This is a genomic window from Corynebacterium sp. HMSC29G08 (assembly GCF_001806875.1).
GTDB lineage: Bacteria > Actinomycetota > Actinomycetes > Mycobacteriales > Mycobacteriaceae > Corynebacterium.
This window is the reverse complement of record NZ_KV786236.1, coordinates 32422-44837: the sequence shown is the minus strand read 5'-3', so window position 1 is coordinate 44837 and position 12416 is coordinate 32422. Positions and strand designations below refer to the sequence as shown.

The 12416-nt window shown below is 59.0% G+C and carries 11 protein-coding genes, 1 other RNA gene and 1 pseudogene; 1 reads left to right on the top strand and 12 read right to left on the bottom strand.

Translation table 11 applies throughout. From position 1 onward, the window contains the following. The 10 genes and pseudogenes from HMPREF3101_RS04880 to HMPREF3101_RS04835 all read right to left on the bottom strand — a co-directional run. Positions 1–394: pseudogene (locus HMPREF3101_RS04880) on the bottom strand (HNH endonuclease); the annotation flags it as partial. 205 nt (positions 395–599) lie between these two features. After that, positions 600–1292, bottom strand: a complete 693-nt coding sequence (locus HMPREF3101_RS04875; protein WP_141737361.1) for a hypothetical protein — start codon at positions 1290–1292, stop codon at positions 600–602. 91 nt (positions 1293–1383) lie between these two features. Then, positions 1384–1774, bottom strand: a transfer-messenger RNA (tmRNA) gene (ssrA, locus tag HMPREF3101_RS04870). Positions 1775–1810: 36 nt separating this feature from the next. Beyond that, complete coding sequence (locus HMPREF3101_RS04865) at positions 1811–2461, bottom strand: SDR family oxidoreductase (protein WP_070463273.1); 651 nt, start codon at positions 2459–2461, stop codon at positions 1811–1813. Positions 2462–2464: 3 nt separating this feature from the next. After that, positions 2465–2959, bottom strand: a complete 495-nt coding sequence (smpB, locus tag HMPREF3101_RS04860) for an SsrA-binding protein SmpB (protein ID WP_070463271.1) — start codon at positions 2957–2959, stop codon at positions 2465–2467. 16 nt (positions 2960–2975) lie between these two features. Further along, positions 2976–3878, bottom strand: coding sequence for a permease-like cell division protein FtsX (ftsX, locus tag HMPREF3101_RS04855; RefSeq protein ID WP_070463269.1), 903 nt, complete (start codon positions 3876–3878; stop codon positions 2976–2978). Continuing rightward, complete coding sequence (gene ftsE / locus HMPREF3101_RS04850; RefSeq protein ID WP_070463267.1) at positions 3879–4565, bottom strand: cell division ATP-binding protein FtsE; 687 nt, start codon at positions 4563–4565, stop codon at positions 3879–3881. Between the two features lie 125 nt (positions 4566–4690). Further along, the gene (locus HMPREF3101_RS04845) at positions 4691–6064 is read right to left on the bottom strand and encodes an NAD-dependent succinate-semialdehyde dehydrogenase (protein WP_070463266.1); all 1374 of its coding nucleotides are present in this window, start codon (positions 6062–6064) and stop codon (positions 4691–4693) included. A gap of 54 nt (positions 6065–6118) precedes the next feature. Next, positions 6119–7345: an oxygenase MpaB family protein gene (locus HMPREF3101_RS04840; protein ID WP_070463264.1), complete on the bottom strand. Its 1227-nt coding sequence runs from the start codon at positions 7343–7345 to the stop codon at positions 6119–6121. A gap of 39 nt (positions 7346–7384) precedes the next feature. Continuing rightward, the gene (locus HMPREF3101_RS04835; RefSeq protein ID WP_246816652.1) at positions 7385–8764 is read right to left on the bottom strand and encodes an oxygenase MpaB family protein; all 1380 of its coding nucleotides are present in this window, start codon (positions 8762–8764) and stop codon (positions 7385–7387) included. Positions 8765–8952: 188 nt separating this feature from the next. On the opposite strand from HMPREF3101_RS04835, the gene HMPREF3101_RS04830 reads away from it, so the two are divergent. Continuing rightward, on the top strand, positions 8953–10113 hold the full coding sequence (locus tag HMPREF3101_RS04830; protein ID WP_083280090.1) for a PDR/VanB family oxidoreductase: 1161 nt from the start codon (positions 8953–8955) through the stop codon (positions 10111–10113). Here HMPREF3101_RS04830 and HMPREF3101_RS04825 read toward each other — a convergent pair. Then, positions 10110–11030: a DMT family transporter gene (locus HMPREF3101_RS04825; protein ID WP_070463260.1), complete on the bottom strand. Its 921-nt coding sequence runs from the start codon at positions 11028–11030 to the stop codon at positions 10110–10112. The two genes, HMPREF3101_RS04830 and HMPREF3101_RS04825, sit on opposite strands and share 4 nt — an antisense overlap. Continuing rightward, entirely contained in the window at positions 11031–12416 is a 1386-nt protein-coding gene (gene accC / locus HMPREF3101_RS04820) for an acetyl-CoA carboxylase biotin carboxylase subunit (protein ID WP_083280089.1), read from the bottom strand.

Genomic DNA, 12416 nt, shown 5'->3' with positions numbered 1-12416 from the left:
GAGTGTTCTGACCAGCACGTGTCGGAGTAAACGTCGCCGTCAACATTGCATCGAACTGACCATAGGCTTCATCAGTAATCTCAGGGCCAAGTTCAGCAAGCGTACTATCAATCGCCCGCAAATGCTGCAGATTCATCACACGCGTTTCAGCCTGCAAAGCATGCAACTTCGGCAAATGCTGCAGGCGCGCATGGGCAAAAATCGCGCCTTCAACAAGAGATTTAGCCCAGCCGGTCGCTTCCCTAATGGCCACTACTTCCACTTCGAAGTCATCAATATGTGCCCCATCGGTAGCGAAGCGGCAAAACGCATTCCAGTACATATCGCGGATACCCTGACTACAGGTGCTCAATGGATCGTCTGGTCGCTGGGTGCGAAAGTATGGCTTACCCACGATGTACCCCCAAGTGTTATGTTCCCGTCTTCCCTTTTGTTTTATACCCCTAATTATAGCCGACCACCTGTTCCAAACGCAAGAGGATAAACATGATTTATTGTACTATTATCCGCCTATACGTTTGACAGCCATGCTAGCGGCTGCAATCAGTATAAACCCCACCCCCTACACACCCCTGACCAGCAAAAAAGGGAAATACGTGTCAGAAAAAGACCGTGTTTTCGCGCTCCATCCAGGCTCCCTTACCGCTTTCGGAATCCCAGCAAGTCACGCCGGTTTGCTCCACCGCACAGACAAACGGTCCGTGGTAGACCACCTCGCCGTATTGCACCACCTCGGTAGAAGGCGAGCCTTCGGGCCATACAAGATCCGAATACAGTGGGGGCTCGTTCTGCTCACGGACGTAACCGTGCAGTACCTCAACCATCCAGCGAGGCATTCCCAGTTCACCGATGCCGTATTGCTCAGTTTCCATGTAGGACTCGACACCGCAATCGAACATTGGTGGGTCTTCAAGGTTCATCATGCAGCCGATGTTTCCGGAGGGCGTAGTAAATACCGCGTACTCAACATCCATGCCTTCATAGCTCTTGACCGTTGCTATCGGGCGAGCATTCGGAGGAATTGGACCACCCGCGCCTGGATACGCAAGCGGAGCTCCAGGCACGCCGCGCTCGGGCACAGCAGCTCCGGGAGCAGACTCCGAAGCAGACGGTGTCGACTCACGAACCTCGGATACAGCCTCAGAACCCGTCACTGCAGACGTCTCAGCAACAGTTTCCGTCACCGTTTCCGTCACAGTTTCGGGTGTGCCGCTACATCCCGCAAGGAGACCCGCAGCACAGATTGCGGTTAGCTGTGCGGTAACTACCCGTGGATTAAAAGTGCAATTCATGCCCCGATATTTTAAAAACGGGACCTGCAATGTACGTAGGAAGAAACGTAAAACCCGCTGGCATTGCTTTGACCAGCGGGTTTTACCCCACCAGTGGAGCCGCCGGGAATTGAACCCGGGTCCTTCACCACCGCGCCAGGGCTTCTCCGTGCGCAGTTCGCACAGAATCTCTACTCGGCCCTCCGGATCAGACGAACATGTCCGGATGACGGGCCCAGTCAGTGAAAGGTGTCCCTTCCAAGGCCCCACTGACAGGGCCGGAAGGCAAGTCCCCTAAGTCGACGCCAGGTACCGGGTCGGGGACTTCCCCGGCCTGACGGACACGCAGGTCGCTAGCTCTATTTATTAGGCAGCGAGGGCGTAGTCACGCTGAGAGTTCTTCTCTGCGTTTATTAGTTACAGCGACGCTCACGGTGGTCTCCTGCCTGCACCGGCACGCTTCCCCTGGCTAAGTAGATGAAGTCGAAACCAGAATCGACCCCATGTCCACTACGAGAAAACGTAGGTAATGAAGCACTCTAGCTTGCCGACGGCCTCACGCGCAAGAACTCCACCACTGCATCGGGCCCGGCGTCAACCGCAAGGCGCGCAGCTTTGGCCACTTCGGTGGCGGGCATCTTCGGCAAAGCGTCATCACCAGCGAGCATGTCGGTGTCCGTGCGTCCTGGGTGCAAAGAGGTCACACGGATCTTGCCGGCTTCTTCAAGTTGCAGTGACTCAGTAAAGCCTCGGAGTGCGAACTTGGAGGCGCAGTAGCCGGAGTTATCTGCAATTCCGTGGAAGCCGGCGCCGGAGTTGAGGGTGATGATGAGGCCACGTTGGCGTCGTAAAGCAGGAAGCAATGCGCGAGTCAGGGTGACGGGCGCGAACAGGTTGACCTCCATCATCCTGCGCCACGCGGCGTCATCGAGCTGCTCCAGCGGGCCATGCTCCATCACACCGGCGGAAAGGACGAGCACATCGAGCTGCTCGATCCGGGAAGCGGCACGCAGAATCGCATCGGTATCCGTCAGGTCCGCAACGAACGGCTCTGCGCTCGGCAGCTCGGCAACCACCTCGGAGGCATCGGCCGAAGCACCTGCATAAATATGGTGGTCCTTGCCCAACTCTTGCGCAATCGCGTGACCAATGCCGCGGGTTGCGCCCGTAATCAGTGCGGTCTTCTTCATTGTTTAGGCCTTAATCCCCTTCAGCTTGCGCCCCAGCTCGCGCGTGATTTCGCGGTCCTCAGTACGACGCTTAATGTCACGGCGCTTGTCATAATCCTGCTTACCCTGCGCAAGACCAAGCTCCACCTTGGCGCGGCCGTCCTTCAAGTAGAGGGAGAGTGGGACGAGGGTACGGTTGCCGTCGCGAAGCTTGCCCTCCAGCGAATCAATCTCTCTGCGGTGCATGAGCAGCTTGCGGGTGCGTCGCGGCGGATGATTCGTCCAGTGGCCGCGCGAGTACTCCGGAATGTGCATGTTGCGCAGCCAGACCTCGCCGTTGTCAATGGTTGCGAAGGCCTCCACGAGGGAGACTTTGCCCTCGCGCAACGCCTTAATCTCGGTGCCCTGCAGCACAATGCCGCACTCCCAGGAATCCAAGATGTTGTAGTCATGGCGAGCCTTCCGGTTAGTGGCAAGCACCCCGGAATTGCTCAGCTTGGACTTCTTTTTCTTGGCCATAAGTGTCCAAAGTCTACTACTTACGCACGTAGGAACGAAGCGCCACCTGCGCGGCCAGCCCGCCGATCAGCATTGCACCAAGCCCTACCAGCGGCAACACCACAAACACCGCAGAATCCGGCACGTGCGCAATCAGCTGCGAGGCGTAGAGCTCCCCCAGCATGGTGTCAATGACGGAACGTTTGCCAACCCATACGAGCAACGTGGCCAAGATCGAGCCCATGAGCACAGAAAGCACCGCCTCAAGCACGAATGGGGCTTGGGTGAACCACCTGGAAGCACCCACCATGCGCATGATCCCAATCTGTTCACGACGGTGGAACGCCGCCAACTGCACCATGTTCACAATCAGAAACAGCGCAGCCAACCCCTGTACCGCCGCCACCATCCAGGTGACATTGCGGAAGGTGTCCATCGTTTTCGCCGCCTGGCGCACGGTATCCGCCTGATCGGTGACCACGCTGACCTGTGGCATTGTTGCGATATCACTGATCGGCCCTTGGTCGCCCGGGTCCTTCAAGCGCACGTGCAGGACCGCAGGAAGCGCCTCCGGACTGGTTTCACGAACGAGGTCCGGCTCAGTGTCTTGGAACAGTTCCACGAAACGCTCGTATGACTGCTCGCGGGAGCGGAACGTCACCTGCTCCACCCGATCGTCGCTCTGCAGTTTGTCACGCACCTCAAGGCATGCCTCGGAGGAACAGTCCTGGTCATTGGCCGAAATCTCTTCGTCCAGCTCCACCATGACCTCAACGCGGTCAAGGTAGAGGTTCTTCGTCTCAGCAGTCGCGCGCGACATCAAAATGCCCGTGCCCACCAACGCCAGCGACAGGGCGGTAGTAATCACCAGCGCGATCGTCATGGTGATGTTGCGGCCAAGGCCCTTAATGCCCTCGCGGAAGATAAAGCCCCAGTTCATTTATGCCCTCCCGTAGACACCGTTGGCGTCGTCACGCACAAGCTTGCCCAACTCCAACTCAATGACACGTTTGCGCATGTCGTTGACCGCACGCGCGTTGTGCGTGGACATGACCACGGTCGTGCCCAGCCTGTTGATGCGCGCCAAAAGCGCCATAATCTCATCTGCCGTATCAGGATCCAGGTTGCCCGTCGGCTCATCCGCCAGCATCAGCTTCGGCTTGTTCACAAACGCGCGCGCAATCGCCACTCGCTGCTGCTCGCCGCCCGAGAGCTCATGGGGCATCCTTGTGCTTTTCGACGCCAACCCCACCAACTCCAACGCCTCCGGCACCAACTTGGCAATCCTGGTCTTTTTCATACCAATGACCTCAAGCGCAAAAGCAACGTTGTCGTAGACATTCAGCCGTGGCAACAGTCGGAAATCCTGGAAGACGTAGCCAATGGCCTGGCGCAGCTTATTCACGTCCTTGCCTTTCAGCGCGTTGACGTGAAAGTCATTGAAGTAAATGTCGCCCGAGGTGACGTTTTCCTCACGGATCATCAACTGCAAAAACGTCGACTTACCTGAACCGGACGGGCCGATAAGGAAGGCAAAGTCCCCGTCTGGAATCTCAAGCGAGACGTTATCCAGGGCGGGCCGTGTCGATGTTGGGTACGACTTGGTCACATGGTCAAAGCGGATCACGCCGCCTACTCTACCTGTTACGGGTGTGACTATTGTGACTCGGCTAGGTTTCGGGCTTCCTGCTGGAACAGCAGCGCGCGCCCACCCCCATCGATAAGGGTGAGCGCGTTTGAGTGAGCTAGCAACTAGTCGTTGATGTAGCGGTACTGCTTGTTCACAAACTCATCGAGTGCGAACACGGAGAGCTCGCGGCCAAAGCCGGAGCGCTTTACGCCACCGAACGGCAGCACTGCGGAGAAGTACTGGCCCAAGTTGACGTGGATCATGCCGGTATCAATCTGGTCTGCAACCTCGGTAGCCTTCTCCACATCCTGGGAGAACACGGCACCGCCGAGGCCCTGGTAGGAGTTGTTAGCCAGCTCCACAGCGTCCTCAACGGAGGAGACCTTGTAGATCTCAGCCACTGGGCCGAAGAACTCCTCGTAGTACGGCTCGGAGCCAACCGGAAGGTCGGTCAGAACGGCCGGGGTGAAGTACGCGGTGGTGTCGTCGATCTCACCACCGGTGCGCAAGGTTGCACCTGCAGCCACGGAGCGGTCAACCTGATCCTTGAGGATCTCGGCTGCGCGACGCGAGGACATTGGGAAGTACTCGTTCGCACCCGGGGTGCGCGGGTCACCCTTGGTGTAGCCCTCCGCGATCTCCACCATGGCGTCCACGAACTCGTCGTAAATCTCATCCATGACGATGATGCGCTTGTTGGAGGTACAGGCCTGGCCAGCGTTGTGGATGCGCTTGTCCCAAGCCTCCTGAGCGGATGCCTTGATGTCTGCGGAGTCCAGAATGATGTACGGGTCGGTGCCGCCGAGCTCGAGCACTACCTTCTTCAGATTGCGGCCAGCGATCTCAGCAACCTTCGCACCTGCACGCTCGGAGCCGGTCAGGGACACGCCCTGGACGCGCGGGTCACCGATGATGGTCTCAATCTGGTCGTGGGTGGCGTAAATGTTGATGAATACGCCCTCCGGGAGGCCAGCGTCCAGCATGATCTGCTCAAACGCCGCACCCGACTTCGGGGTGATCTCTGCGTGTTTGAGCAGGATGCAGTTGCCGTTCATCAGGTTCGGTCCGGCGAAACGTGCGATCTGGTAGATCGGGTAGTTCCACGGCATGATGCCCAGGATGGTACCCAGCGGCAGGCGACGGACAACGGCCTTGCCACCCGGAACCTCAACCTCCTTCGGTGCGGAGTGCTCCGGTGCGTTGTCGGCATAGAACTGCATGATGTCGCCGGAGAAGTTCATCTCCCACTCGCCTTCCGGAATGGGCTTACCCATTTCCTCAGCGGCGATCTGTGCGAGCTCCCCTGCACGCTCCTTCAACAGCTGGGCTGCCTTGCTCACAATTGCTGCGCGCTCCTCAAAGGAAGTGTTGCGCCAGGTCTTGAATGCCTCGGCGGATTTTGCCAGGGTCTGCTCAACCTGCTCATCGGTCAAAAAGTCGAAGGTTTCAACGATTTCGTTGGTCCAGGGGTTCTGCACACGGTACTGGTTGGACATGGAGGATGCTTTTCCTTTCAAAAATGGGGTCGTTTTTTGGTGTCCGCGCTTCAGCTAGGCGCCTGCGCGGTACTCACCGTCGTTCATCTTGATGCCTTCGTCTTGGCCCATGTAGGACGTTTCTTGAGTCAGGGCATCAAGCAGAATCTGGTGGTTTTGTGCCACTTCCTTCTCCAGCGCCTCTGGGTTGGCGCGCAGAAGGTCGTAGCGTTCCTGCACCTGCGGGATCGCCAGCTCGGTGAAGGGACGCGACGCTGCGTGCGGCACGTTGTAGATGTCCGCAACCTCGTCGCCATGCATGATGCGGGTGGCGGCGTACATCCAGTCATCGATGGTTTCATCGGAAAACGGCAACAGCGCCTTGACGTTGGTGCGGAAGCCGTAGAAGAGTGCCTCTACCAGGGCGCGAGAGGCCTCGTTCGGCTCGCCGTCCACGAAGTGGATTGCGTCGATGGTTTCCTGCGAGGCGTCGATATCCGTCTCCGGCTCCAGAATGTCGCCCGGAATACCCAGCATCAGGCCGACAATCTTCCAGAGGTAGAACAGGTCCTGCTCCTCCTCCAGCGACATGCGGTAGCCCAGGTTGCGGCAGTAGGTGAAGGCGATGTAGGTGAAGTCAAACCAGGTGCGGAACATGTCGAATTCACTGATCGGCGCGCCCCACTCGGAGTAGTCCAGGCCCAGCTTGGTCTGCACGCGACGCACGTGTGCGTGCATAGCGCGCACCATGCCGGTGTGGATGTAGCTGACGTTGCCGGGCTTCAGGCCATCCTTCAGGTACACCGAGTAGATCCAGTTGGTGGTGTAGGCCAGACGGTGCACCGCACCTTCGGTCAGCTCACCGGTGTTGACCAGGATGTCCGCAATGGACGGGGTGGCGTAGGTGTGGATCAGCGCACCCGGTCCGAGCGAGAGGTTCTGCGCCAACACCGGGATCGACAGCGCCGCACGCTGGCCGCGCTCCAGGCGCTCCCAGTCAACGCCCTCAAGCGCCTTGTTCATGTCATCGATCAGGGCCGCTACCTCAGGCAGGGTGTTCTCATCGGCCTCGCCGCGGGCGAGTGTTTCACGCAGCTGCGGCATGATGTCCTTGACCTTGGCGCCACTGGTGAACAGTGCGTCTGCGATCGGGTCCATCGCCCAGTAGGCCTGCTCAAAGCGCCGTGCGCGCTCCTCACCAAAGCGTGCGACGAACTCCTCGCGGTTGCCGCGCTGGGTCGGCCAATCCTTGCGGTCATAATGGCCGGCCGCCAAGGGGTTTTCTACAAAGGTTTGGGTCATTTCATTCTCCGTTTCAGAGGGACTTTTGCTTATCGACGCCTAACGGCGCGCTTCCTTCGAATCGTCATGCAGCTTGAATTCCGGCTTCACGTCCGGATCGTGGTCCTTCACATACGCTTCGATCTGGTTGAGCACGTCCTGCCACGGCGGGTTGTTTTCAGCAGCCTTGGCAACCTTGCGACGCTGCGCTCCCGGCAACTTGTCCAGCGCCGAGAAGATCGCTGCCTCCGCCCTTGCCTTGGCGCCGAAGGCAACCTTCCAGTGTTTGTATGGCGTGCCTTCAAAGCGGGAGCCCTTGACCATGAACTCGGTGTCTTCATCACCGATGACGTTGGCCAAAGCGCCGAGCACCTGGCCTGGCATGTTCTTGTCCAGCTTCTCCAGAATTGACATCAGCGCTGTGGCGATGCGTACGTGGTAGTCCGATGAGTAACCACCGTTGGCATAGATGAAGTCCGTCATCTTGCGCATCTCATCACCAGTCTTGGGAATGAGGCGCTCCTCCGCACCCATCAGGTGGAGTACCCACGCCCAGTACATGGCCACGTCGTCCCACTCTCCGCCGGAGTGCGGGCGGCCAAAGAACTCGTCCACCGCGATCGGCATAAGCGCGAACCAACCCTCGCCAGAGACGAGGAAGGACGATCCGATCGGGCGCCCGAACTCGTTGTAGTGCTTCGGGCCCCACAGCTTCTCCAGTCCGCGGTTGGCCTGAGCGTGCAGGAGGCGCACACGCACAGCCTGCTTCAGGCCATCGCTGTAGCGGTCAAACACGCCCTTGCGACCCAGGTCAGCGAAGAACTTCACGGTCTCCAGGGTGCGGGTGAACGCCTCGTACTCGAACATGCCGGTCTCGCCCGTAGCTGCGGAGGTACGGTCCTCCATCGTGGTAGCCCAGTAGGCGAAGGCGATGGAGAGCAGCTCAGAGGAAGGCGTCACGTTGTAGTACGCGACACGGCCACGCTCTGCGGCTTCCAGATCAATCCACTCCGGGATGTTGTCGACTTCTTCGAAGAAAGCAACCAGCTCTTCCGAGGGGTGCTCCACCGCGTCGATGCCGCGGTTGAGTGCCGTCTCAAAATCTTCGCGAGACTTCTTTGCACCGTCGCGCTTGAAGGCCTCCGCAAGCTTCGCGCCGGTCTCGTCGGTCTGCCACATGTGGTCATCCAGCAGCTTGGTCTGGAAGCTGTCGTAGCCGTCCCAGGTATCGGCGACCGTGTGCCACTTGTCAAAGAGGTTGTGGCGAAGCACGCTCCAGCCCGGGGTGCTGGTGCGACGCTTCGGTGCTGGACGCAGGGGCATGCCCTCGCGGTAGAAGTAGCGGAAGTCCTCGTACGGGTTCTCCGACATCGGCAGAACCTCTGGGTACAGCGCGTACTTTGGCTTTTCTTGTTGAATTTGATCAACGCTTGCAGTCATACATAACACTCCTTGTTATGCGAGACACATCACACGGTTACAGCTTGTGTGGCTGCCGTCTCATTTACGGTGTGGCCTTATAGTAGCCAGTACACGCGCCGCGTGCACAACATTTAAAAAATAAGTTTTTTAGCACCTGTAATTCTCACTCCTAGGCGGGCTTAGTGCAGGTCAACGGAGGTTTTAAAATGAGGGAACAACGAAAACCGTGGAGCTCCATCGCGAAAAAAATGCTCGGTGCAAGTAAATCTTCAAGTCTTAACGCAGCCGATCGCGCCGCAGCATTGGCGTCACGCAGCCCGCTTCCGGAGAAGCCACAGCCGCCAGCACCAGAAGCACCGATGCCGCTCAACGTGATCGGTGTGGATCACGACTGGGACGGTGTCGTGCTGATTACGCTACAAACTGCGGACGGCAGGGCACTGCCCGGCTATGAGCCCGGCTGCCACGCAGATTTCCACATCCCCACCGAAGAGAGAAACGTCGGCGAGGAATTTATCAGGCAGTATTCCCTCTTCCCCACTGAGACGATTGGCCAGGACGGCCCAGAGGAAGGCAAGTACGGCATTGCGGTGAAGTTGGAACCGGATTCCCGCGGTGGCTCGATCACGCTGCACAAGGTGACGGTGGGCGACACACTGTGGATCAACCCGCCACGAAACAAGTTCGCCCTCGAACCTAGCGCGAGACGCACTGTTCTTGTTGGCGCGGGCGTTGGCATTGCGCCGATCTACTCACTGGCCCGCGAGCTCAAACTCCAAGGCGCTGACTACACCATCTTGTACTTCGCCTCCAGCACGGAGCGGGCCGTGATGCAGCACTTAATCGACGCCCACCTGCAAGGCCAGACCCGCTCCATCTTTGCCTCCGGCGCGCGTGAAAAACAGGCCGGTTTTATCGCCGAAGCGCTTCAATCCTCCGACATCGCCTCCGAATACACACACCTCTACGTCTGCGGCCCGCAAGGGTTCATGGACGGTGTGATTGATGTGGCCCGCGCCCACATTCCAAAAGAGAACATCCACTGGGAAGCCTTCCGCCCCACCGAGGAAACGCTTGCCGGCAACGTTGATGCGGATGGCTCGTTCCAGGTGGAGTTCATGGGCGAGACCTACACAATCGGCGAAGGCGTCTCCGTCTTAGACGTGTTTGAGGAAGAGGACCTGCCGATCATGTCGCGCTGTTTCGAAGGCACATGCGGCACGTGCGTAATGAAGGTGGTGTCCGGCACACCAGACAACCGCGACAGCTTCTTCACGGAGGAACAGCATGAGCAAGGCGCGTTTGCGACGTGTGTGTCGAGGGCGCTGAGCCCGTCGATAAGCCTGGAGCGTTGGAAGAACATCTAGAGCAAACGCACCATCGCCACGCCGGTAAGCACGAGGGCAAGACCCAGCACACGTGCGGGTGTTGGCCGGGTGCGTGTGCCGGTGCCAATGCCCAAGGTCTCCAACAGTTGGCCGCACACGATCGTGCCGGTCAAAGATCCGATGACGGTGGTTCCCGTCCCCAGGATCGGCGACAGCGCGGCCCCACCAAGGACAAAGAACACGCCGAGGAAGCCACCGAACCACATCCACCAGGGTCCCGGCGCGATCCCCGTTGCCAGTGCGTGCCGCTCCCGCGGCAATGCCAACACCAGCACAAACAGGAATACCAGGCCCACGCCCAATGAGATCTGGGAGGCATGCACGGTACTGCCAAGCGCTAAGGCAAGTTGACCGTTGACGGCGGTTTGGGTGGCAGAGCCCATGCCCATCAGCACGCCAAAGGCGCGCAGGAGCCAAAGGCGCACGCCATGGGCGGCACCAGTGAGCGGCAGTTTTCGACCAACGCCGAGCACCAACACAATGCCCACCACCACTACGACGGCACCAAGCAGCCGAAGCGGCCCAACGGCAAGCGGCGGGTAGTGAAAAAGCCCGAAGCGATCAACCACAAGCCCCATAATCACCTGGCCCAAAATGGGCAAGATCACGGTTTGGATGGGGCCAAGCTGCGGGAAAAGCACGATGTTGCCCACAATGAACAACACCCCCATAAAGCCACCTAGCCACACCCACCACGGTTGGGTGAGGGCGAGGGTGAGGTTGGGGGTGCACGTGGACGCTGATAAGCAAGCAATGCTCGAAGCCGTAACCACCGCAATGATGAAGGTTACGAAGGTCGCCGCAATCGGCGAGCCTACACTCGCGCGGAAGCGAGTATTAATGGCGGTCTGGACGGGGACGATCGCCCCGACCAGCATCGCCACCAGGACAAGCATTTAGCTGTCCGTTGGAATGTCGCCCGTCCGCTCAAGCATCTTGGCCACATACCCAGTATTGATATCGCCGGAGCGGAACTCCTGCGAATCCAACAGCATCGCCTGGAACGGAGCGGTGGTAACCACGCCCTCAACCTTGAGCTCATTAAGCGCGCGCAAGGTGCGCTCAATGCACTCATCGCGATCTTCTGCCCAGCAGATCAGCTTGCCCACCATCGAGTCGTAGAACGGCGGGATAGTGTAGCCGGTCTCAATGTGCGTATCCATACGCACACCGAAACCGCCCGGCGCGCGGTAGTGCTCGATCTTGCCAGGACGCGGGGCGAAGTTCTCGTTCGGGTCCTCAGCGTTAATGCGGCACTCGATCGCATGCCCACGGATCTGGATATCATCCTGCGTCATGCGCAGCTTCTGCCCGGAAGCAATACGCAGCTGCTCCTTGATCAAATCCACGCCAGTGATCATTTCCGTAACCGGGTGCTCCACCTGGATACGCGTGTTCATCTCGATGAAGTAGTACTTGCGCTCAATGTTGTCAAAGACAAACTCCACCGTCCCGGCGTTCTTGTAGCCCACCTCTTTGCACAGGTTAATCGCGGCCTGCTGCAGGCCAGCGCGCAGCTCCTCATCGATGGCAGGCGAGGGCCCCTCCTCAATGAGCTTCTGGTTACGACGCTGCGAGGTGCAGTCACGCTCACCCAGCGCGATGGCATTCTCACCGTCTGCGAGCACCTGGATCTCAATGTGGCGGATGTCCGTGAGGTAGCGCTCGATATAAACCGACGAGTCGTTGAACGCGGACTGCGCCTCATTCATGATCTCGTTGAGGTCTTTTTCCAGCGTGTCCTCCGACTCCACCACACGCATGCCGCGGCCACCGCCGCCGGCAGCGGCCTTGATCAGCAGAGGAAAGCCAGTTTGCTTGGCGACGGCCAACGCTTCCTCAAACTCCGTCACCACGCCGTCCGAACCGGGCACCGTTGGTACGCCAGCTGCCTGCGCGATCTTCTTCGCCTCGATCTTGTCACCCATGCGACGGATGTGCTCCGAGGAAGGGCCAACAAAGCCAATGCCCTCGTCCTCGACCATCTTCACAAAGTCAGATTTCTCCGACAGGAAGCCGTAGCCAGGGTGAATAGCGTCAGCCTTGAAGGCCATCGCGGCGGAAACGATCAACTCCGGAGAGTTGTAGCTCTTTGCAGCATTTGCTGGACCGATGCACACCGCTTGGTCCGCTTCCTTCACACCGAGGGAGTCACGGTCCCCCTCGGAGTAGGCCAGGATCGACTTGATGCCCAGCTCTTTGCAGGCACGGATCACACGCAGCGCGATTTCACCACGGTTGGCAATAAGGACGCTGCCGAGCAGCTTTTCGTTGTCTGCCAT